Raw genomic sequence first — 21,847 nt, 5'->3', positions numbered from 1 at the left:
GCATCAGGATTTCAGGATTTCAGAATTTTTCGGATACCCGGCAATGACTACGAATACGACGACTACCACGAATACCACCCCGGATACGACCCCGGATACGACGGCTGCGGCGAATACGCTGCCGCTGTTCTACGTCCAGCCGCGCCCCCTGAACGCCAGTTTGCACGGCAATCTGTCGCTGGCCGGCGACAAGGGCTTTGCCTACGCGGCCAAGACCAATGCCGTGCCCCTGGTGGCCACGGAGCTGCCGACGGCCTGCCGCCATTTCCCCATCGTCTTCACCGATGGCCCGCAGCCGGCGCCGGTGGCGGTGCTGGGCGTGCGCGCGGGGGAGAACCTGTTCGTCGACGCCGCCGGCAAGTGGCGCGAAGGCACCTACATCCCGGCGTACATCCGCCGCTATCCCTTCATCTTCACCGAGAACGCCGACCGCAGCCAGTTCACGCTGTGCGTGGACGAGGCCGCCGCGTCGGTGGTCGAAGGGCGCGACAATCCCTTCTTCGACGAAGCCGGCGAGCCTACCGCCCTGGCCCGCAGCGCGCTGGATTTCTGCCGCGACTACCAGAACCAGCACGCCTACACCACGGAGTTCTCCGCCGCGCTGGCCGAGGCCGATCTGCTGGTCGAGAACCGCGCCGACATCACGCTGGCCGGCGGCCAGCGCCTGGCCCTGTCCGGCTTCAAGGTGGTGGACGAGGCCAGGTTCAACAAGCTGCCCGACGAGACGTTCCTGCGCTGGCGCGCGAACGGCTGGCTGCCGTTGATCTACTGCCACCTGCTGTCGATCAACACCTGGCCCGCCCTGATCAACCACGTCCAGCCGGCCGCCGAAGGCGAAGCGAAGTAACCCCTCAGAACCGATATCTGACGTCGATCAGCCCGCTGTTCTGGCGGTTGCCGCCGCCGTACTGGCCGGCATAGGTCAGGGCGACCTTGGTGCTGCGGGTGACGGCCACTTCCGCGCCCAGGGCCAGCGTCAGCGCGTCGCGCGCGATGGGCGCGCCGGTCACCGAGTAGGAGGTGTCGCTGCCCTGCAGGGCCAGCGTCGTGCGCGGCTGCACGTCGCCGAAGGCGTGGCGCCAGCCCACCGTGGCGCGCAAGGTGCCCGCCATTTCGCCGGCGTTGAAATCGGTGCTGGCGTGCAGGCCCAGGGTGGTGGCGGTGGTTTGGTTGCGGCTGCTCTGGCCGTCCAGGGCCGCGGCGCCGCCCGATTCCGAGAAGCTGCGCAGGCGCATGTCGCTCCAGGCGGCGCCGATGAAGGGTTCGATGCTGGCGCGCTCGGCGACGGGCAGCTTGTAGCCCAGCTCGGTGAAGAGCTGCGCGGTGCTGCCGTGGTAATCGGCCGTCAGGGTTTCGCCGAGGGCGCCGACGTTCACGCCGCGCTTGGTGTCCAGGTCGTGCCAGGTGTAGGCCGCGCCGCCGCTCAGGCGGATCTGGCCAGGACCGGCGGCGAAGGCCTTGCCGCCGTATAGCGTGGCGGTGTAGCTGTCGACGTCGGCCTTGGAGGCGACGTCGCGCGTGCTGAGATGGCTGCCGGTGTAGCCCAGCGCGCCGCCCAGGCGCAGGCCGCCGCCGACGTCGCGGTCCGCGCCGATGTAGACGCCGCCGTCGGTCGCCGACGTCCTGGCGACGCCATTGCTGCCGCCCAGCGTGCTCCAGTTGCCGAAGACCTGCACCCAGACCGGATAGGCGCCGGAGGTGGGCAGGGAAGATGCGTCGCCCCGGCCCAGGTCCGCCGTCGGCTGGCCGGCCTGCATGCCGGCGTCCATATTGGCGCGCAGGTGCGACAGCGGCAGGTCCACCGTGGTGGCGGACACGGTCTGCAAGGCGGCGACGTTGCTGGCGTGGGCCTCGCCGGACAGCAGGTTGAAGGCCCGGGCCGCGTCGCCGCCGGACAGCGTGACGACTTGCCGGTACAGCGAACTCGACAGCGGGAGACCGTCCAGCGAACGGGCCACGGCGCGCTGGTTGCGCGTCACGCCCAGGCTTTCGAAGGCCGTGTCGTTGCGTTCCAGGGTCAGGTCGACGTCGTTGGCCGTATAGGACAGGGTCGGCGTGAGGAAGGCATAGTTGGATTGCACCGTATCGAAGGCGCCGCTCAGGCCGCCGTCGGCGGTCAGGATGGTGTAGGTGCGGAAGGGCGCGTAGTTGCCGTCCGTGCCGACGTGGACCACCGAGCCGGCCAGCGTCGCCAGGCCGGTGACGTGGACGAGATCGCTGGCGCTGCCGGCGGGGTCGGCCTGCACGGCATAGGTCGAGCCTTGCGCGAACGTAAGATCGCCATTGACGGTCAGGGTGCCGATGCTGCTCGCGCCCGCGGCGCTCATGGCGCCCGGCGACAGCGTCGCGCCGCTGGCGAGCGTGGTGCTTCCCACGGTTCCCGTGCCGGCCAGCGTGGCGCCGCTGCCCACCTGGACCGCGCTCGCCAGCGAGCCGTTCACGACCAGGACGCCGCCGGCGTCGACGGTGGTAGCGCCGGTATAGGTACTGGCGCCGTTCAGCGTGGTGGTGCCGGCGCCGATCTCCACGCCGGCGAGGTTGCGCAGGGCGTAGTCATAGGTGAAGGCGTTGCCCGCGCCGGGGACGATGGTCACGGTGCTGGTGCCCGTGCCGCCATCGATGTCGCCGACGATCCGCGCGCTGCCGCCCAGCACCTCCAGGCTGCTGTCGCTGCCGCCGAAATCGATGGCCAGGCCGCTGCTGTCGGCCTGGATGGTGCCGTAGTTGACGATGCGGGTGCTCGTGACGCCGGTGGCGATGGCGGCCGCCGTCGCGCCGCCGCCCTCGATCAGGCCGCCGGCCAGGTTGTTGATGGTGACGGTATGGGTGGTGGCGCCGCCCGTGATGGCGATGGCCGAATCCGACTGGCCGCGGATGGTGCCGCTGTTGGTGATCACGCTGTCGGCGTAGATGCCTTGCGCGGGGAAGTCCGTCGTGGTGCCGTCGTCGTTCTTGACGTGGTCGATGCCGGCCAGGGTGATGCCTCGGCCCAGGCCGCCGTCGACGTTGTCGCCTTCGATCAGGCCGCTGTTGACGATGGTGCCGCCGCCCACCGTCACGCCTTCGCTGACGTCGTTGTAGGCCTGCTTGCCGATGATGGAACCGGTGTTGACGATGTTCACGATGCCGTCCACGTCCACCCCGTCGCCGTCGCCCGTGACGCCGTTGCCGATGATGGTGCCGTGGTTGGTGATCGTGGCGACGGAGGTGATGCCGTCGATATTGATGCCGGAGCCGTCCTGGCCTTCGATGACGCCGCCCAGGTTGTTGGTGACGGTGATGGCGAAGGCGGTATTGTCGTCGGCCGCGCCGCCGGTGATGCCGTGGCGCGATCCCAGGATGTGGCCGGTGCCCGCCACCGTGGCGCTGCCGTTGCTGGCGTTGACGATGGTGACGCCCGTGTTCTCCTGGGCATCGATGCCGTCGTTGGATTCGGTGCTGTAGATGGACTGGATCAGGCCGTCGTTATAGATTACGCCGTTGACCCCGGGCCGCACGGCGTCGGCATCGTAGGCCTGGATGACGCCGGTGGATCGGTTGTACAGGACGTTGACGCCGGTGGTGATGGCGTTCCAGTCTATGGCCTGGCCGCCCTTGGTCGTGCTGTCGCCCGAAATGATGGTGCCCGCGTTGGTCAGCGTGACGTTGCTGTCGCCGACGTTCATCTGGAAGGCGTCGTCGGTGGTGGCCTGGATGAGGGCGCCCACGCCGTTGTTGACCGTCAGCGTCAGGCCGCCGGTGTTGTCGCGGATGGCGCGCTTGCCGGTGGACAGTATCGTGCCGTAGTTGTCGATCGTCGCGTCGCCGGTCACCGAGACGGACACGCCGGACGTTTTCAGCGTGCCGCCTTGTTCGACCGTGCCGGTGCTGCCGGCGGTCAGCGTCTGCGCCTTGGTGTTGGTGGTCCCCGCCGCGATGTCGAAGCCGCTGGACGCGGCCAGGACGAGGGCAGGCTGGACGAGGACGGGCAGGGCGGCCGCGATGGCCAGGGCGAGCGGGGAAAAGACGGGACGTGTCATACGCGTGGGCACTTTGTCGTGTTCATTCAAAATTGGTCGTGAATTGTCGATATCTCATGTGACATTCCGGTGACCGTGAATGAACAATGAACAAAAAGGCCCGCGAATGGAGATTCGCGGGCCTTTTTGTTCGTTGCGCCGTGCGGCGATTCGGATCGGCCGGCCGGCGGCCGTCAGTGGTTGGCCGTCAGTGGTCGGCCGGCAGTCCGGTTCGGGACATCAATCGGGCTTGGCGCCGGATGCCTCCACCACCTGCTTCCAGCGCGCCAGTTCGCTGTGGATCTGGGCCTGGAAGGCTTGCGGCGTGCCGTCCAGCGGATCCGCGCCCAGGCGCACCAGGCTGTCGCGCATGGCGGCGGTCTTCAATCCTTCATTGAGCGTCGCGTTGAGTTTGTCGATGATGGCCTGGGGCGTGCCGGCCGGGGCCAGCAATCCCCACCACGACGTGATGTCGACGTCCTGGTAGCCCAGCTCGGCGAACGTCGGCACGTTGGGCATGGCGGCCGAACGATGCCGGGACGTCACCGCCAGGGCCTGGTAGCGGCCGTCCTGGACATAGGGCTGGGCCGTCGGCACCACGTCGAACATGAATTCGAAGCGGCCGCCGAGGAAATCCGTGATGGCCGGCGCGGAACCCTTGTAAGGGATGTGGATGGCCTTGGCGCCCACCGTCGACAGGAAGTATTCCGCCATCAGGTGCGTCAGGTTGCCGCTGCCGGCGGAGCCGAACCGCAGTTCACCGGGCTTCTCGCGCAGCAGGGCGACGAAGTCCGGCAGCGAGCGCAGGTGCAGCGACGGCTGCACCACCAGCACGCCGGGCGCGCCGGCCAGCAGGACGATGGGGGCGAAGTTGCGTTCGGTGTCGTAGGTCAGATTGGAGTACAGGCTGGGATTGATGGTCAGCGGACCGATGGGGCCCAGCAACAGCTCGTAGCCGTTGGCGGGGGCGCGCGCCACGGTCTGCACGCCGATGGCGCCGCCCGCGCCGGGGCGGTTGTCGACCACCACGCTGGCGCCCAGGGATTGCGTCAGGTATTGCGCGGTGATGCGCGCCACGGCGTCGACCGCGCCGCCGGGCGGGAAGGGCACGACGATGCGGATGGGCTTGTCGGGATAGGCGGCCTGCGCGGGGGCGCCGGACAGCAGGGCGGCGAAGGCCAGCGTGGCGGCGGCCAGCGCGGCGAAAAGCGAGCGGGAGAAGGACATGGTCGGGAGGGCGTGCCGGAGCGGGGTTATTGGGGGGGAATGTTGGCCTTGCGGGCGACGTCGCCCCAGCGGGCGATTTCGCGGACGATCATGTCGCGCATGGCCTCGGGCGAGCTGGGCGCGGCTTCGCTGCCCAGGCTGGCCAGCGTCTTGCGCGCGGCGTCGTCGGCCAGGGCCTTGCGTATGTCCGTGTTCAAGGTGTCGACGATCGCGCGCGGCAGGCCGGCCGGCGCGGCCAGGCCCAGCCAGGACTGGACCTCGAAGCCGGGCAGCGTGGCCGCGACGGTGGGAATGCCCGGCGCGCCCGGCCACGGATTGGCGCTGGTCACCGCCAGCGCGCGCAGGCGTCCGGCGCGGACCTGCGGCAGGGCCACCGTGAGGGTGTCGCTGAGCACGTCGACGTCGCCGGCGATGACCGCTTCCACCGGGGCGCCGCCGCCGCGGTAGGGTACGTGCAACAGCTTGACGCCGGCGGTCGCCGCCAGCAGTTCGCCGGTCATGTGCTGCGTCGATCCCACGCCCACGGAAGTGAAGGTGATGCGGTCCGGCGCCTTGGCGGCCATGGCCAGCAGGTCGTGCAGCGTCTTGGCGGGATGGTCGGCGCGCACCGCGATCGCGAAGGGGAAGGCGGAGACGGTGGAGAGGAAGGTGAAGTCCTTGACCGGATCGTAGGTCAGCGATTTCGTCAGGACGGCGGATACCGTGTGGGCGCCAGTCAGCATGACCAGGGTCTGGCCGTCCGGCCTGGCCTTGGCGACGAAATCGCTGGCGATGCGGCCGCCCGCGCCGCTCTTGATTTCGACGATGACCGGCTGCCCGAGCAGCGGCGCCAGTTGGCGCGCGACCAGCCGCGAGACGACGTCGGCGTTGCCGCCGGCGCCGAAGCCGTGCACCAGCTCCACTGGCCGGCTGGGATAGTCCGCGGCGCGCGCCAGCGCGGGCGCCAGGCCGTTCGCCGCGGCCAGGGCGAGCCCGGCGCGCAGCAGGTGTCGGCGTTGGGTGTCCATGTGCTTGTCTCCTCCTGGCCTTGTCCGTCGCGGCCGTGGTTCTTGTCGGTGTGCGTGGGCTTGCGCGGCTACGCGGCCGGCGGTCCGCCGTCGAAATGCGCGGTGAATCCGTTCCAGACGGCGTCGTAGTCGGGTTGCAGGTTGGGCGCCTGCAAGGCGGCGGCGGTGGGCCGGAAGACGTGGCGGCTTTCGAACATGAAGGCCAGCGTGTCCTCGAGCTTGTGCGGCGCCAGCGCCGCCGCGCTCGCGCGCTCGAAGGTGGCCGCGTCGGGGCCATGGGCCAGCATGCTGTTGTGCAGGCTGACGCCGCCGGGCACGAAGCCTTCCGCCTTGCCGTCGTAGACGCCGCGCACCATTCCCATCAGCTCGCTCATGATGTTGCGGTGGAACCAGGGCGGCCGGAAGGTGTCCTCGGCCACCATCCAGCGCGGCGGGAAGATGACGAAGTCGCAGTTGGCGACCCCCGGCGTGTCGGACATCGAGGTCAGCACGGTATAGATGGAGGGATCGGGATGGTCGAAGGTGACCGTGCCTATCGCCATGAAGCGGGCGAGATCGTATTTGTAGGGCGTCAGGTTGCCGTGCCAGGCCACCACGTCCAGGGGCGAATGATCCTGCCGCGTTTCCCACAGCCGGCCGAGGAACTTGCTGACGATGCGGACCGGGCCGGACCGCTGTTCATAGGCGGCGGCCGGCGCCAGGAAGTCGCGCGCGTTGGCCAGGCCGTTGGAGCCTAGGGGCCCCAGCTCGGGCAGGCGGAAAGGGTTGCCGTAGTTCTCGCAGATATAGCCGCGCACGGGGCCGTCATGCAGCGCGATGCGGAAGCGGATGCCGCGCGGGATGACCGCGATTTCTCCGGGCGCGACGTCCAGCAGCCCCAATTCGCTGTGCACGCGCAGGCCGCCTTCCTGGGGAACCAGCAGCATTTCGCCGTCCGCATCGAGCAGGTAGCGGTCGGTCATGGACTGGTTGGCGCGGTAGACGTGCGCGGCCACGCCGCTTTGCGCATGGGCGTCGCCGTTGCCGGCGATGGTGGCGATGCCGTCGATGAAATCGGTGGGCGCCTCGGGCATGGGCCAGGGATCCCAGCGCAGGCGGTTGGCCGGTGTGACCGCGTCGGTGAAGGGCGCGGTCCGCCACGTCCCGGCGGGAATCTCGTCGAAGCGGCGGTGCATGGCGGAGGGCCGGATGCGGTACATCCATGTGCGCAGATTGTGGTCGCGCGGCGCGGTGAACGCCGATCCGGAAATCAGCTCCGCGTACAGGCCATGCGGGGCGCGCTGCGGCGAATTGCGGCCCACGGGGAGGGCCCCCGCGACCGCTTCCGTCTCGAAGCGATTGCCGAAGCCGCTCAGGTAGGCCAGCGGCGGCGTGGATGTGTCGACCATGGTCGTCTCCTGTTCATGCGCGCCTTCTCGTGGACGCGTCCGTGTCGGGGTTTCGTTTCCTGAATTTGGACTTGGACTAGTTTCTTGTCACGTCGCCGGCTCCGCGAACCCGGGCCCGGCATTCGCCGAAGCCGATGCGCGCCCGTCCCGGCGCGCTGCAATGGCCGGTGAGCGTGATCTCGTCGCCGTCGGCCAGGAAGCGTCGCGTTTCGCCATTGGGCAAGGCCAGCGGTTGCGCGCCGCCGCGCGTCAGCTCCAGCAGGCTGCCCCAACTTCCGGCCTCGGGGCCCGAGACCGTGCCCGAGCCCAGCAGGTCGCCGGTGTCCAGCCAACTGCCGTTGCTGGTGTGGTGCGCCACCATTTGCGCGACGGTCCAGTACAGGGTGCGGGTGTTGGCTTGCGACAGGCGCAGGGCGGGCAGGCCCTCGGCGATCATGCGGGCGCTGCGCAGATGCGCCTCCAGCGTGATGTCGATGCCGCCGGACTGCTGATCGCGCGGGTCGTGCAGATGCGGCAGGGGCGCCGGATCGCCGGCGGGGCGCGCCGCGGCGCCGGTCCGGAAGGGGGCGAGCGCCTGGGCCGTGACGATCCAGGGCGATACGCCGGTGGCGAAGCTCTTGCCCAGGAAAGGGCCCAGCGGCTGGTACTCCCAGGCCTGGATGTCGCGCGCCGACCAGTCGTTCAACAGCGAGAAACCGAAGACGTGGTTCCACGCATCGCCTACCGGCACCGGCTGGCCGGCGCTGCTGGCGCGGCCGATATAGGCGCCCAGCTCCACTTCGTAGTCGAGCCGGTCGCTGGGCGCATAGACGGGCGCCTCGCCGGCCTGGGGTTGCGGCCGGACCTGGCCGCAAGGACGGGTCACCTCCGCGTGCACGCCGACGCTGTTGGCGCGGCCGTTGTAGGCCACCGGGACGTACTTGTAGTTGGGCAGCAGCGGCGCATCGGGGCGAAAGAGGCTGCCGGCGTTGGTCGCGTGGTGGATGGAGGCGAAGAAATCGGTATAGCCGCCGATGCGCGCCGGCGCGTGCAATCGTGCCCGCGCCAGGGGATGGAGGGCCGCGGCCACGGCGGCGCGGTGCCGCGCCTGGCGGGCGTCGAGCAGGGCGGACAACTGCGCGCGCAAGGCCTGTTGCGCCGCCGGATCGACGGCCATCAAGGCATTGAGCCAGGGCGCGCCGCAGGCCGATGCGGCATCGCGCGCGGGGCCTTCGAACAGGTGGGCGACGGCGCCCACGTCCAGCACGGCGTCGCCGATGCCGACGCCGATGCGCGGCGCCGTTTCGCCGTCGGGGGAGAAACGGGTGAACGGCAGGTTCTGGATGGGGAAGTCGCAGCCGGGCGCGTTGGCGCTATCCACCCAGCTTCGCAAATCGGGATCGTGGGTGGCGTCGATCGGCGGGCAGGGCGCGGTCACAGCGTATGCCCTCCATCGATCACCAGCCGCACGCCGGTGGCGGTGCGCAGCAGCGCGGCGGCGGCGAGGATGCTGTCGGCCACGTCCTCCGGCGAGGTCACGCGGCCCAGCGGAATGTTCGCGGCATGCCGTTCCAGGTCGGCGCGGCTGCGTCCCGCTACGAAGCCGGTATCCACCGAGGCGGGAGAGACGCTGAGAAAGCGGATCGGCCCGAAAACGCGCGCCAGCGAACGCAGCGTGGTGTCCAGCGCCGCCTTGGCGGCGCAATAGGCCATGTTGCTGCCGGAGCCGGTGATGGCGGACACCGAGGAGACGCCGATCACCACGGCGTCGCGCGAGGCCTGCAGCAGCGGCAGCATGGCGCGCGTGATGGCGTAGGGGCCGCCGGCGTTGGCCAGCAGGATTTCGTTGTACAGCGCCGGCGTCAGTTGCTCCACGTCGCGATGCGGGATGCGCTGGGTGTAGCCCGCCGAAAGGACCAGGATGTCCAGGCGGCCATAGGCCGTCCGCAGGGCCTGGGCGGCATGCTGGTGGGCGGCGTCGTCGGCGAGCGGCAGGCGCAGGGTGAGATGGCCGGCGCCGGGCAGCGCTTCGAGCAAGGCCTGGGCGCGATCGGCGCCGTGGTGGTAGCCGATCGCGATCGTCGCGCCCTGGGCGGCGAGCTTCCGCGCCGTGGCGGCGCCGATGCCGCTGCTGCCGCCCGTGATCAGGGCGATTTTGCCCGCCAGGAGGGCGGTGCCGGAATCGGTCGTCATGCGTGTGCTGCCTGTGCAAGGGGGCGTCCGGGGCGCATCGCCCGCCAGGGGCGGACGCGCGGTGGACGCCGGGTTGTTCTTTCGTGGGCCGCCCCGCGGGTTCTTGAGCAAGGATGTTCATATAGTGAACATCCTTGCCGCCGCGGAGCGGTCGTCTCCATCACGATACGTCTGGGCCGGACGAGTCCCATGCCTGGACGCCATGGCGGGATTGTTTTCTAATCGGCCGGATTCGACCAGAGGAAATTCCGATAAATGGACACGACTGTGGAGGGCGGCTCCCTCAAGCGGGGCGTATTGCTGCTGAAGATCCTGGCCAGCGCGGGGATGCGCGGGCTGGCGCTGACCGAGATCGCCGCGCGGGCCGCCCTGCCGCACCCCTCCGCGCACCGCGTGCTGCGCCAACTGGTGCAGGAGGGGTTGGCGGACCACCACGCGGAGACGCGCCGTTACCGCCTGGGGCCGCTGGCCTTCGAACTGGGCGTGGCCAGTTCGATGATGTACGACATAAGGGATCTTTGCGAGCCGGCCATGGCCGCGCTGGCGCAGCAGACCGAGGACACGATCTACCTGGTCGTGCGCAGCGGTTTCGACGCCGTCTGCATGCACTGCCGCGAGGGCAGTTTTCCGATCAAGACGCTGGTGCTGGACGTGGGCAGCCGCCGGCCGCTGGGCATCGGCGCGGGCGGCCTGGCGATCCTGTCGGCCGTGCCGCTGGAAGAGCAGGCGCACATCATCGAACGCATCGCGCCGTCGCTGGACCGCTACCGCAACCTGACCGTGGAAGACCTGGCCGCGGCCTGCGCGCAGGCGCGCGAGGCCAGGCTGGCGGTGATACGGAATCGCCTGAACCTGGGGGTGAGCGCCGTGGGGCTGCCCCTGCGCAATGCGGCGGGCCAGCCGGTGGCGGCGCTGAGCGTGGCCGCCATGAGCCAGCGCGTGACGGCGCGGCGCATACCCTTGCTGGCCGACCTGCTGCGCGCGGCGGCGGCGCAGGCCGAGGCGGCCCTGCGCCGGGCCGGGGTGTGAACCGGGCCGTACGCCCTACACACCCTACGCGCCCTGCACGCCCTACATGTGGTACCGCAGCGTCAGCATCGCGTTGCGGCCGTCGCCGTAGACGCTGTAGAAATTGCCGGGCGGGCGGATGTAGTAGTCGCGATCGAAGATGTTGTTCAACGCGATCGACACGTCCACGTTCCGGTTGACCTGGTAGCCCACCGTCGCGTTGAAAATCGCGTAGCCGCCTTGCGTGACGCCGCGCGTGATGGCGGTCTGCGCCAGCATGCCGCCGCCCACGCTCACGTTGCGCAGCGGTCCGTCGGTGAACTTGTACTTGGTCCACAGCTTGAACAGGTGCTTGGGATCGGTGCCGTCGGTGAGGTTGGCCTCGTCGTTGTCGAACTTGACGTTCAGGTAGGTATAGCCGGCGTAGATGTTCCAGTTCGGCGTCGGCTGGCCGTCGACTTCCAGCTCGATGCCCTGGTTGCGCGCCTTGCCGCCTGGGATGCTGCCGATGGCGTGGTCGGGGTCGGTCACCGCGCGGTCCTTGTCCTTGATGCGGAACAGGGCCACGGTGGTGTTCAGGCGGTCGTCGAAGAAGGAATTCTTCAGGCCGATCTCGTATTGCTCGCCGGTGCGGGGCGGCAGCAGCGCGCCGTTATAGGTCGTGTCCGTCTGCGCCGTCATGAAGCGCGAGAAGTTCGCGTAGGCCGTGGTCGAGGGCGTGATGTCCCACACGAGGCCCGCCGAGGGCAGGAAGCGGTGGCTGACGTGCGCGATGGTGTCCCAGCTCGGCTGGTCGGCCAGCATGTCCTTCGTGCGTTCCTTCAGGAAGGCTTCGCGCGCGCCCAGCACCAGGGTGACGGGATCGGCGACCTTGACGCGGGCCTGCGTGTAGAAGCTGTATTGCTGCAGGCGGTCCTTGGCGTCGCTGTCGAACGGCACGCTGACTTCGGGAACCTGGTTGGGGTGATACAGGCTGAACATGCCGTCGGCGTACGGCCCGTCCACCGCCACGAAGCCGGACTTCTTGCGGTCGTTCGCCTGCGCGTAGTTGGCGCCCACGGTCAGGATGTGCGTCTGGCCGAAAGCCTGGATCGGACCGGACACGTGCGTGTCGAGGCCCGCCCAGTTCATCGTCGCGAGCTGGCGCTGGTCGCCGAAGTACGAGAGGCCGTCGGCGGTGGCGGCGGGGCCGGAGTAGGCGTACTTGGAACTGAGTTCGGCTTCGCGGTAGAACGCGGTCGAGTCCCAGGTCCAGCCGTTGTCGAAGCGGTGCGCCAGGTTGGCGTTGGCCTCCTTGATCGCTTCGTAGGAGTGGTTCCAGTCCGGGCTGTAGTTGTCGTGGTACGAACCGGGCACGCGGCCGACCAGCGCGGTGCCGCTGTCGTTGGCGACGCCGCCCGCGCCGTAGTCCAGGCCGGTGATCTTGGTCACCTGGTAGCCGGCGGAAAAGGACAGGGTGGTGCGCGGCGAGAAGTCGTAGTCCAGCGCGACGTATCCCATGCCGTTCTTGTTGCGCGTGACGTCGACGGACTGCTGGGAGTTGTTGCCCGCCAGCACCACGCGGCCGCGCAGCGTGCCGTCCTGGTTCAGCGGCCCGCCGGCGTCCAGCACCTGGCGCACGCCGCCGAAGGTGCTGAGCTGGGTTTCGCTGGAGAAGTGGAAGGCGTCCTGCGGGCGCTTGCGCACCAGGTTGACCGTGCCGCCGGGCTGGCCCAGCGCGTCGTCGGTCACGCCGGCGGGGCCGCGCAGCACTTCGACGCGGTCGTACATGGCCATGTCGAACTGCTGCTGGTATTGCAGGCCGTTCATGATCGACACGCCGTCGAACTCGATGCCCATCTGGTTGCCGCGCGCGCGGAAGTAGCCGGTGCCGTCGCCGTAGTCCACGGCGCCCACGCCGGTCACGTAGCGCAGGCCCTGCTGGATGGTGGCGACGTTCTGGTCGTCCATGCGCTCGCGCGTCAGCACCGATACCGAGGCGGGAATCTCCTTGATCGGGACGGGGATCTTGCCCACGGTCGCGGTGGTCGCGGCGTAGGAGCCGCTGCCTTCGGTGGTGGCGTCGGAGATGGCGCTGCCGGTGACCCGCACGTCGGGCAACGTGGCGCCGGAAACGGGGGCGGGCCGCAGCAGGTAGCCGCCGTTGTCCTGCCGCGCGGCTTCCAGGCCGGTGCCGGCCAGCAGCGTGGCCAGCGCGGCGCCGGGCGTGTAGCGGCCATTGATGCCGCGCGTGCGCTTGCCGCTGGTCTGGTCTTCGGTGAAGGTCAGCAGCACGTTGGCCGAGCTGGCCAGGTTGCGCAACGCGGGCCCCAGCGGGCCGGCGGGGATGTCGTAGCTCCGGGTGGCGGCCTGCGCCTGCGGCGCGGCGGATTGCGCCTGGGCCTGGGCTTGGGCGATCACCGGCAGGCCGGCGTACAAGGCCACGCCGCAGGTGGCGGCGGCGAGGGCGCGGGCGAGGGGACGCGGTTGGAAGGCGTCCCGGGTCAACGGCACCGGATGCTGGTGGCGGCTACTGTGGTGGTGGCTACTGGAATGCGCGCGGCGGCGACCGACGATCGGCATGGATTCCCCACAAGGTGGAAGTTGGAAATGAAGTCCTCATGGGATAGGTGCCGCGAGAAACCGGATCGGGCAGGCGGATGCGTCGGTTTTTGGAGAAAAATTTGTAACGACGGGGAAGGCGGGCGCGCCAGGGGGCCCCTGCCGGGGGCGTCCTACCCATTGGATGCCCCGATGCTCCGATGCTTCGATCAGGACAGCGCCTCGACGGTCACCCAGTAGCGGGTGCGCCGATGGACGCGCACCGGCAGGACCTTCGTCAGCATGTCGAGGATCCGGTCGGTGTCTTCCAGCGGGAAGACGCCGGACACGCGCAGGCTGGCCGCGGCGGGGTCGCAGCGCAGGAAGCCGGGCCGGTAGCGGCCCAGGTCGGCGAGGAAGTCGCTCAGCCGCTGGTCCTCGGCGACGATCTGGCCGCGCGTCCACGCCAGGTCGCGGTCGGCCAGGGCGGAGGCGCCGTCGACGGCGTCGCGGGTGAAGGTGGTGCGCTCGCCCGCGCGCAGGACCAGCGGTTGCGCGGACACCGCGTCGGGCGTGATTTCCACCGCGTTCTCCACCACGGCGACCGCGCTGTAGCCGTCGTCCTGCCGCACCAGGAAACGCGTGCCGAGGGCGCGGATGCGGCCTTCGCCGGTCTGCACGATAAAGGGACGGGTATCCGGCCTGCCGTCGACCGGCGCGTGGCCGGTGACGATCATGGCTTCGCCGGCCACCAGCCGCACCAGGCGGCGCTGGCCGTCGAATTGCACGTCGATGGCGCTGTCGGTGTTGAGCAGGATGCGGGTGCCGTCGCTCAGCGCGACCGCGCGCTGCTGGCCGACGCCCGTGCGGTAGTCGGCGGCCGCCTGCCGCCAGGTCTGCGTGCGCGAGGCGAGCAGCGCGGAGACGCCGAACGCGCCGCCCCACAGCAGCAGGCGCATGGCCTTGCGGCGCCCGCGGGCGCCAGCCCCCGCATACGGGGAAAGGGTCTGGTAGGCCGCGCGCGGCTGCATGGCCGACAGCCGCCGGGTCACCGCCTCGATGTGCTGCCAGGCGAGTTCATGCTCGGGGTCGGCCGCGCGCCACTGCTGCCAGCGATGGCGGTCGTTGTCGGTGGCCTCGCCGGACATCATGACCGTCAGCCATTCGGCGGCGGCGTCGGCGGTGGCTTCGCTGATCGGCTGGCCGCAGGCCATGGGCGGCGGCGCGGGGGCCGCGGCGGCGCGCGCCGGCGGCCGGCGGTCGGCCGGCAGGGGAGGCTGGGCGGGCGGACAGGACGGCGGCATGGGGCGGGGGCGGACGCGGGAAGACGCTAGAAGGCCAGCGCGAACAGGCACTGGCGGTTGGCGCGCGTCAGGTATTGCTTGACGGAGCTGGTGGAGACGCCCAGCCGTTCGGCGATGGCGGCGTAGCTCAGTTCTTCCAGGTGGGCCAGCAGGAAGGCTTCCTTCACCTTGGGCGGCAGGCCGTCGAGCACCTGGTCGATCTGCTGCAAGGCTTCCAGCGCCAGCAGCCTGGCTTCCGGCGAGGGCGCCAGTTCTTCCGGCAGGGCGGCCAGCATTTCCAGGTAGCTGGATTCGAGCAGGCGCCGGCGGTGGCGGTGCGCCATCAGGCGGCGCGCGACGGTCACCAGGAAGGGACGGGGCTCGCGGATGGCCTGGGCCGCGTCCGCCGTCATGACGCTGACGAAGGTGTCCTGCGCCACGTCGGCGGCGTCGAAGCTGTTGCCCAGCTTCTTGCGCAGCCAGCCGAATAGCCAACCGTGATGGTCGCTGTACAGCGTATGCAGATCGTGCTGTGCGGAGAGGTCGGCGGTCGGCATCGGGCAACCGCCACTTATTGAGCGGTCCTGACTTGTCGGGTGGATTGAATAGAAATAGTTATCATTTATAACCCGGACGACACAATTCGTGCAATGTGCGAAAAACAACAGCGGCGGATCCGGCGAAATATCCCGATGCCATGATTTCCATCAAGGCGCGCCCCATGGGGATTGCGTACATTGGTCCACGGTCAGATGCTACTTTCACGGAGGTATGCCATGCCTAGCACCATGATTGCGGCGGTCGTCGAGAAGTTGGGCCAACCGCTGGTTATGCGAGAGTTGCCGATTCCCGCCCCGCGTCGTGGCGAGATTCTGGTGAAAACCGAAGCCTGCGGCGTCTGTCATACGGATCTGCACGCCGCCAAGGGCGACTGGCCCGTCAAGCCTCACGTCCCTTTCGTGCCGGGCCATGAAGGCATCGGCCGCGTCATCGCGGTGGGCGAGGGCGTGACCACGGTCAAGGAGGGCGACCGGGTCGGCGTCCCCTGGCTGTATTCCGCCTGCGGCCACTGCGAGTTCTGCCGCAAGGGGTGGGAAACGCAATGCGATAGCGCCGAGTACGGCGGCTATACGCGCAACGGCGGCTTCGCCGAATACATACTCGCCGCGGCGGGCTACGTCGCCCACATTCCGGAACGCATCGATCCGCTGCAGGCGGCGCCCATCGTCTGCGCGGGCATCACCACCTACAAGGGCGTCAAGGAAACGGAGGCGCGGCCGGGCGAATGGATCGCCATTTCGGGCATCGGCGGCCTGGGCCACCTGGCCGTGCAATACGCCAAGGCCATGGGCTTGCACGTGGCGGCCATCGATGTGGACGACGGCAAGCTCGCGCACGCGAAGACGCTGGGCGCGGACCTGGTCTTCAACGCGAAGCAGGGCGATCCGGCGGCGGCCTTGAAGAAGGAAATCGGCGGCGGCGCGCACGGTGTGCTGATCACCGCGCCGTCCATCCCCGCCTTCCACCAGGGCATCGCCATGACCCGCAAGCTGGGCACCTGCGTCCTGGTCGGCCTGCCGCCCGGCGACTTCCCCACGCCCTTGTTCGACGTCGTGCTCAACCGCATCACCATCCGCGGCTCCCTGGTCGGCACCCGCCAGGACATGGTGGAAGCCCTGTCCTTCGCCGCGGAAGGCGCGGTCAAGGCCGACATCGAACTGGCGCCGCTGTCCGGCATCAACACGGTGCTCGACCGCCTGGAACACGGCCAGGTCCCCTCCCGCGTAGTCCTGGACCTCCGCAACGGCGTCCAGGCCCAGGCCGCTAACGCCTGAGGCAACGCCGCACACGCCGGGTTCGCGCGCCGATCGCCTGACCCGCGCAGCACCTCTCATCGGCGGCATAAAGGCCCGCCGCCGATGACTGCAACGTATTCCTTGGCCGCTTTTAAGCGGCCTTTTTCTTTGCAACACTGAATATTTCCGGTTATCGACCGCGGGTCTGCGTCAGAACGCGAAGCCGGACGATTGGCTTGGTCTTGCCACATACGCCTGCGCGCCCATGTTGAGGCGTGGGGATATATATACCCGTTTCGGGTATACTTTGGGGGCAAGATGAAAGTGTTGAAGCGAAGGGATTTCGCTCGCTGGCAGCGCGGTGAAAGGCTTCTCGATAGTGTTCTTTGCCAGGCCGTCAAGGAGATGGAGGTCGGCCTCGTTGATGCGGATTTGGGAGGGTGCCTGTACAAGATGCGGGTGGCGCGTCCTGGCGAGGGCAAGCGAGGCGGATACCGCACGTTGCTATCGGCGAGAATGGGCGCGCGCTATGTCTTTCTGCATGGATTCCCGAAGAATGACAAAGCGAATGTAACGTCAGGCGAAAAGAAGGCGCTTCAGTACGCCGGGAAGGTGTTTCTCGCACTTTCCTTCGAGGAATTGACGAAAGCCGTGCAAGCGGGTGTTTTGTTGGAGGTATGTTGCGATGAGCAAGCTCATTGAATCCTTGCGTGAGGACATGGCGGCGTTGTTGCAAGCCGGCGCGATCGGCAAGGTGACCATGCGCGAGTTCGACGCCATTTGTCCGCCTCCCGTGCGGAAGCTGAGCGCTACCGATATCAAGCATCTGCGCGAGGGGCTGCATTGCAGCCAACCCGTATTCGCTCTGCTGTTGCATACGACGGCGTCGACCGTAAGGAAGTGGGAGCAAGGCGACACCCATCCTACCGGGCCGGCCCTGAAGCTTCTCAATATCATTGCCGACAAAGGATTGCAGGCCATTCTTTGAATCAAGCTTGGTATCACTGACTGGTAGCAGCGATGCAACCTGGCATGCCTGGGAATGTTCCGGGTTCGCGTAAAACGGACGCTGCACCGTCGGCGTGACTACCGGCGGCGCGGCTTTTGCATGACACACGCCGCACACGCTCAGCGCCTGAACCAGCGGATCGACAACAGGCAGGCGAGCAGCAGGAGGAGGGCCGCGGCGGCGGCGAGGAGGGCGCTGATTTCGGTGTCGCGGCGCTCCAGCGAGAAGCGGGTGGTGAGATTGCTGTAGACCTTGCTCAGGTCGCCCGCCGAACTCGCCTGGAAATACTCGCCGCCGGTCAGCCTGGCGATGGCGCGCAGGGTGGTTTCGTCCAGTTGCATGAAGTAGGACCAGCCGTCGCCGGCCACCGTCCCGCCCTGCGGCGTGCCGAAGCCCACGGTATAGACGCGCACGCCCCGCTTGGCGGCCATGCGGGCGATGCTGATGGGATCCGGCCCCGTGGTGCGGCGGCCGTCGGTGAGCAGGATGATGGCGCCGTTCCGGTAAGACCCCGGTTCCGCGGGCGGCCTTTCCTCTTCCCGCTTGCGCGCCGCTTCCACTTCGCTGTTCTTGCCCAGCGGCGCGGGTATCCCCCCGAAGGAGGAGAACTGGTCGTTCAGCAGCAAGGCGTCCAGGTCCGCGCGATCATCGGGCAGCAAGGTCGACAGCGCGACGATGAGCCCGCTGCCCGTGGCGGTGCCTGTTTGCAACTCGAACCTGTCGATGGCGTCGAGCATGTCCTGGTGGTCTTCCGTCGGCGGCTGCACCACGGTGGCCGACGCCGCGAAAGAGACGATGCCCAGCCGCACGCTGGACGGCAGGCCGTCGACGAAATGGCGCGCGGCTTCCTGCGCCGCGGCCAGGCGCGTGGGCGATACGTCGCCGGCTTCCATGCTGCGCGATACGTCCATCGCCAGCACCAGCGTCAACGTGTCGGCGGGCAGCGTGACGGTAGCGCTGGGCCGCGCGAGCGCCAGCAAAGCGGCGCCCAGCGCCACCCAGCACAGCAGCGGCGGAATATGCCGGCGCAGTTTTTGCGACTGCCCCATTGCGGTGCGCGCGAGCGCCAGATTGGGGTAAACCACGACGGCGCGCTTGCGTCGCGCCAGGACATAAAGATATGCCGCCGCCAGCAGGGGAAGCGCGAGCAGCAGCCAGAGCAATTCCGGCCAGAGAAACCGCATGTCGTTCTCCTTGGCGGGTCCGTGGGACGATGGTACTTTACATCCACGACGGGAAGGAATTCCGGTGGCAACCATGAAACGAGTTGCGCGTTACGGATGGGCGGCGGCGGTAGTGGCGCTGGTTTTCGTTGCAGGCCTGGGCATCGCCTGGCTGATGCAGCCGCGCCTGCGCACCCTGACGCAGGACGACATCGATTCCGCCGTGCTCCACACCTTGCAGACCAAGCGCCTGCCGTCGCGTCCGGCGCGCGCCGCCGAAGCCGTGCGCGCTTCGGTCGTCGAAATCATCGCCTACCCCAAGCCGCCCGAAAAGCCGGGCGCGGAAAAGGCCGCGCCGCAAGCGAAGGCGCAGCCGCCGGTGGGTCCGCCGAACGTGCCGAACGTGCCGAATGCGCCGAATGCGCCGAACGTGCCGCATGCACCGGACGCCGCGCCGAATGTGCCGAATACGCCGAACGCGGCACCGAATGTGCCGAATGCACCGAACGCCGCGCCGAATGCGCCGGACGACGGCAAGCCGCAGGCCGGCCCTGAAAGACGGAACACGGATCAGCAAAAAGCGGATGCCCCGCCGGCCGACAGTCCGAAGGCGGACAACCAGGGCGGCGTTCCGCCCAAGGCGGACGATCCGAAGACGGATCCTCAACGGGCGGACAATGACAAGGCCAGGGAGCAGGCCAACAAGGACCAGGCCAGGAAGGACGAGGATGAAGACGACGAGTGCGTCAACATAGGCTCGGGCGTCGTCATCACGGAGCAAGGCGTCATCCTCACCAACTACCACGTCATCGCCGGCGCGGCCCGGCTCAGGGTCAGGTTCTACGATGGCCACGAGTCCGACGCCACGGTGGTGGGCGCGCAGCCGGAAAAGGACCTCGCCGTCGTCAAGGCGACGTCGCTGCCGGACGACCTGCCGGCCGCCACGCTGGGATCGAGCCGCAACCTGGCGCCGGGCGACGAAGTGGTCGCGGTCGGCTTTCCCTTCGGCATCGGGCCGTCCGTGTCGTCCGGCGTGGTGTCCGGCCTGGACCGCGAATTCGTGTCCGAGGAAAACCACCAGGACCTCGATCACCTGATCCAGTTCGACGCGGCGGCGAACCCGGGCAATTCCGGCGGTCCCCTGGTGAACATGAACGGCGAAGTGGTGGGCATCGTCACGGCGATCCTCAACCCCACCAACGCCAAGACCTTTGTCGGCATCGGCTTTGCCACCACCATTGAAAGCGCGGGCAACGCCGTGGGAATTTCACCTTTCTGAAGGCGGAGGACTATGAACCAAGCTCTCACGGGCGCCGCGGATAGCGCCAATCTGATGGAGCGCCTGCTGTACGAGGTGAAGCGCATCGTCGTCGGCCAGGACCATTTCCTGGAGCGGGTGCTGGTCGCCATCCTGGCGCGCGGCCACCTGCTGGTCGAAGGCGTGCCGGGCCTGGCCAAGACCTTGACGGTGAACACGCTGGCCAAGACCATGCGCGGCTCGTTCAAGCGCATCCAGTTCACGCCGGACCTGCTGCCGGCCGACCTGGTGGGCACGCGCATGTACAACCAGCGCACCGGCGAGTTCTCCACCGTGCTGGGGCCGGTGTTCGCCAACCTCCTGCTGGCCGATGAAATCAACCGCGCGCCGGCCAAGGTGCAAAGCGCCTTGCTGGAAGTGATGCAGGAACGCCAGGTGACGATCGCCGGGGAGACGCATCCCGTGCCCGCGCCTTTCCTGGTGATGGCCACGCAGAACCCCATCGAGACCGAAGGGACCTATCCGCTGCCCGAGGCGCAGATCGACCGTTTCATGATGAAGGTGCTGGTCGGCTATCCCAGCGAAGAGGAAGAGGTGGTCATCGTGAACCGGGTGACGGGGCCGCGCATCGACGTGAATCCCGTCGCGATCCCCGAGCAGCTCGCCTTGCTGCAGGACGAATGCCGGCGCGTGTACGTGGATCCGCAGCTCATCCAGTACGCCGTGCGCGTGGTCGGCGCGACGCGCGCGCCCGCCAATTGCGGACTGGCCGACATGCAGCGCTACGTGACCTTCGGCGCGAGCCCGCGCGCCAGCATCGCGCTGATCGAGGGCGCGCGGGCCCTGGCCTACCTGCGCGGCCGCGACTATGCCTTGCCGGAGGACGTGGTGGACCTGGTGCCGGATGTCCTGCGGCACCGGCTGGTGCTGTCGTACGAGGCCTTGTCCGACGGCGCCACGCCGGACCAGCTCATCGCCCGCATCCTGCAAGCCCTGCCGGCGCCCGAGCGCCCATTGGAAAGCCATGTTCGGGTGGCGGCGAGTTGAGCGGCGCGCGGCGCCCCCCGCCGAGGCCGCCGCCGCGCAGGCGGCGGGCAGGTCCGCGCCGGACGGGTCCGCCTCGACCCAGGCCGGCCGGGCCGACGCCTTGCTGCGCAGGCTGGAATGGACGGTCATCCGCCGCCTGGACGGCCTGCTGCAAGGCGACTATCGCACCTTGTTCCGCGGCTTCGGCCTGGACTTCGCCGATCTGCGCGAATACCTGCCGGGCGACGACGTGCGCTACATGGACTGGAACGTCACGGCGCGGCTGCAAGTGCCGCAGGTGCGCGAGTTCCAGGAAGACAGGGAAATCGCCGCCTGGTTTCTGCTCGATCTCAGCGGCTCGGTGGACTTCGGCTCGGGCGAGGTGCGCAAGCGCGCCTTGTCGAGCGACTTCACCGCCGTCATGGGGCGCCTGCTGACGGGGCACGGCAACCGCGTGGGCGGCATGCTGTACAACGGCGTCGCCGACGCGCCGCCCGCCGTGCTGCCGGCGCGGTCCGGACGGCGGCACCTGCTGCACATGCTCGATCGCCTGCACGGCACGGCGGCCGCGCCGCGCGGCGAAACGCGATTGCGCGCGCTGCTGGACCACGCGCGCGGCGTGCTGAAGCGGCGGTCCCTGTTGTTCGTGGTGTCGGATTTCATCAGCGAGCCGGGCTGGGAAGCGCCGCTGGGCATGCTCAGCCGGCATCATGAAGTGATCGCGGTGCGGCTGTCGGATCCGCTGGAAATGGCCTTGCCGGACGCCGGCCTGGTGGTGCTGGAGGATGCGGAGACCGGCGACCAGTTGCTGGTCGATACGCACGATGCCGGTTTCCGCGAGCGCTTCAGCGCCGCGGCCGCGGCGCGCGAGGCGGCGCTGGCGCAGGCCTTCGCCCGTTGCGGCGTCGACTGCCTGGCCCTGACCACGGCGCAGCGGCTGGATCTCGCCTTGCTGGACTTTGCCCGCCGCCGCAAGCGGAGATGAGACTAAC

Annotated in this window: 18 protein-coding genes; 8 read left to right on the top strand and 10 right to left on the bottom strand. The window is 68.8% G+C overall.

Going from position 1 to position 21,847, the window contains the following annotated elements; genetic code table 11:
* Nucleotides 1-43: 43 nt before the first annotated feature.
* Entirely contained in the window at nucleotides 44-847 is an 804-nt protein-coding gene (locus tag CAL29_RS22390) for a SapC family protein (RefSeq protein ID WP_094855191.1), read from the top strand.
* Nucleotides 848-851: 4 nt separating this feature from the next.
* Here the strand turns inward: CAL29_RS22390 and CAL29_RS22385 are convergent, their stop codons facing one another.
* The 6 genes from CAL29_RS22385 to CAL29_RS22360 form a co-directional block, all read right to left on the bottom strand.
* Nucleotides 852-4,019 carry an autotransporter outer membrane beta-barrel domain-containing protein gene (locus tag CAL29_RS22385; protein WP_094855190.1) on the bottom strand — a complete coding sequence of 1,056 codons (3,168 nt, stop codon included), beginning with the start codon at nucleotides 4,017-4,019 and terminating at the stop codon, nucleotides 852-854.
* Between the two features lie 219 nt (nucleotides 4,020-4,238).
* The gene (locus CAL29_RS22380; RefSeq protein WP_094855189.1) at nucleotides 4,239-5,225 is read right to left on the bottom strand and encodes a Bug family tripartite tricarboxylate transporter substrate binding protein; all 987 of its coding nucleotides are present in this window, start codon (nucleotides 5,223-5,225) and stop codon (nucleotides 4,239-4,241) included.
* A 26-nt stretch (nucleotides 5,226-5,251) separates the two neighbouring features.
* Nucleotides 5,252-6,232: a tripartite tricarboxylate transporter substrate binding protein gene (locus tag CAL29_RS22375; RefSeq protein ID WP_094855188.1), complete on the bottom strand. Its 981-nt coding sequence runs from the start codon at nucleotides 6,230-6,232 to the stop codon at nucleotides 5,252-5,254.
* 68 nt (nucleotides 6,233-6,300) lie between these two features.
* The gene (gene hmgA, locus CAL29_RS22370; protein ID WP_094855187.1) at nucleotides 6,301-7,620 is read right to left on the bottom strand and encodes a homogentisate 1,2-dioxygenase; all 1,320 of its coding nucleotides are present in this window, start codon (nucleotides 7,618-7,620) and stop codon (nucleotides 6,301-6,303) included.
* A 76-nt stretch (nucleotides 7,621-7,696) separates the two neighbouring features.
* On the bottom strand, nucleotides 7,697-9,037 hold the full coding sequence (gene fahA, locus CAL29_RS22365; protein WP_094855186.1) for a fumarylacetoacetase: 1,341 nt from the start codon (nucleotides 9,035-9,037) through the stop codon (nucleotides 7,697-7,699).
* Nucleotides 9,034-9,792 carry an SDR family NAD(P)-dependent oxidoreductase gene (locus CAL29_RS22360; protein ID WP_094855185.1) on the bottom strand — a complete coding sequence of 253 codons (759 nt, stop codon included), beginning with the start codon at nucleotides 9,790-9,792 and terminating at the stop codon, nucleotides 9,034-9,036. The genes fahA and CAL29_RS22360 overlap by 4 nt, the downstream gene beginning before the upstream one ends.
* A gap of 255 nt (nucleotides 9,793-10,047) precedes the next feature.
* On the opposite strand from CAL29_RS22360, the gene CAL29_RS22355 reads away from it, so the two are divergent.
* Nucleotides 10,048-10,821 (top strand): IclR family transcriptional regulator, encoded by a 774-nt coding sequence (locus CAL29_RS22355; RefSeq protein ID WP_094855184.1) that lies wholly within the window; start codon nucleotides 10,048-10,050, stop codon nucleotides 10,819-10,821.
* Between the two features lie 42 nt (nucleotides 10,822-10,863).
* On the opposite strand, the gene CAL29_RS22350 is transcribed toward CAL29_RS22355, so the two are convergent.
* From CAL29_RS22350 to CAL29_RS22340, 3 genes are all read right to left on the bottom strand, one after another.
* Nucleotides 10,864-13,362 carry a TonB-dependent siderophore receptor gene (locus CAL29_RS22350; protein WP_094855183.1) on the bottom strand — a complete coding sequence of 833 codons (2,499 nt, stop codon included), beginning with the start codon at nucleotides 13,360-13,362 and terminating at the stop codon, nucleotides 10,864-10,866.
* A gap of 188 nt (nucleotides 13,363-13,550) precedes the next feature.
* Entirely contained in the window at nucleotides 13,551-14,624 is a 1,074-nt protein-coding gene (locus CAL29_RS22345) for a FecR domain-containing protein (protein ID WP_256977673.1), read from the bottom strand.
* A gap of 26 nt (nucleotides 14,625-14,650) precedes the next feature.
* Nucleotides 14,651-15,160 carry a sigma-70 family RNA polymerase sigma factor gene (locus CAL29_RS22340; protein ID WP_094855182.1) on the bottom strand — a complete coding sequence of 170 codons (510 nt, stop codon included), beginning with the start codon at nucleotides 15,158-15,160 and terminating at the stop codon, nucleotides 14,651-14,653.
* Between the two features lie 219 nt (nucleotides 15,161-15,379).
* Here CAL29_RS22340 and adhP point away from each other — a divergent pair, with 219 nt between their 5' ends.
* From adhP to CAL29_RS22325, 3 genes are all read left to right on the top strand, one after another.
* Nucleotides 15,380-16,438, top strand: a complete 1,059-nt coding sequence (gene adhP / locus CAL29_RS22335; protein ID WP_094855181.1) for an alcohol dehydrogenase AdhP — start codon at nucleotides 15,380-15,382, stop codon at nucleotides 16,436-16,438.
* Nucleotides 16,439-16,717: 279 nt separating this feature from the next.
* Nucleotides 16,718-17,101 carry a type II toxin-antitoxin system RelE/ParE family toxin gene (locus CAL29_RS22330; RefSeq protein ID WP_094855180.1) on the top strand — a complete coding sequence of 128 codons (384 nt, stop codon included), beginning with the start codon at nucleotides 16,718-16,720 and terminating at the stop codon, nucleotides 17,099-17,101.
* A complete protein-coding gene (locus tag CAL29_RS22325; RefSeq protein ID WP_094855179.1) occupies nucleotides 17,085-17,387 on the top strand; it encodes a helix-turn-helix domain-containing protein in 303 nt (100 codons plus the stop codon). Before CAL29_RS22330 ends, CAL29_RS22325 begins: the two co-directional genes overlap by 17 nt.
* 140 nt (nucleotides 17,388-17,527) lie before the next feature.
* On the opposite strand, the gene CAL29_RS22320 is transcribed toward CAL29_RS22325, so the two are convergent.
* Entirely contained in the window at nucleotides 17,528-18,592 is a 1,065-nt protein-coding gene (locus tag CAL29_RS22320) for a VWA domain-containing protein (RefSeq protein WP_094855178.1), read from the bottom strand.
* Nucleotides 18,593-18,665: 73 nt separating this feature from the next.
* Here CAL29_RS22320 and CAL29_RS22310 point away from each other — a divergent pair, with 73 nt between their 5' ends.
* The 3 genes from CAL29_RS22310 to CAL29_RS22300 are packed head-to-tail and all read left to right on the top strand — an operon-like array spanning nucleotide 18,666 to nucleotide 21,840.
* Nucleotides 18,666-19,850 (top strand): S1C family serine protease, encoded by a 1,185-nt coding sequence (locus CAL29_RS22310; protein WP_256977672.1) that lies wholly within the window; start codon nucleotides 18,666-18,668, stop codon nucleotides 19,848-19,850.
* Between the two features lie 12 nt (nucleotides 19,851-19,862).
* Nucleotides 19,863-20,876, top strand: a complete 1,014-nt coding sequence (locus CAL29_RS22305; RefSeq protein WP_094855177.1) for an AAA family ATPase — start codon at nucleotides 19,863-19,865, stop codon at nucleotides 20,874-20,876.
* Nucleotides 20,854-21,840 carry a DUF58 domain-containing protein gene (locus CAL29_RS22300; protein ID WP_094855176.1) on the top strand — a complete coding sequence of 329 codons (987 nt, stop codon included), beginning with the start codon at nucleotides 20,854-20,856 and terminating at the stop codon, nucleotides 21,838-21,840. Before CAL29_RS22305 ends, CAL29_RS22300 begins: the two co-directional genes overlap by 23 nt.
* Nucleotides 21,841-21,847 lie beyond the last annotated feature (7 nt).

It is taken from the genome of Bordetella genomosp. 10 (assembly GCF_002261225.1).
Taxonomy (GTDB): Bacteria; Pseudomonadota; Gammaproteobacteria; order Burkholderiales; family Burkholderiaceae_B; genus Bordetella_C.
The sequence above is the reverse complement of the archived record's forward strand: the minus strand, read 5'-3'. Positions and strand labels throughout refer to the sequence as shown.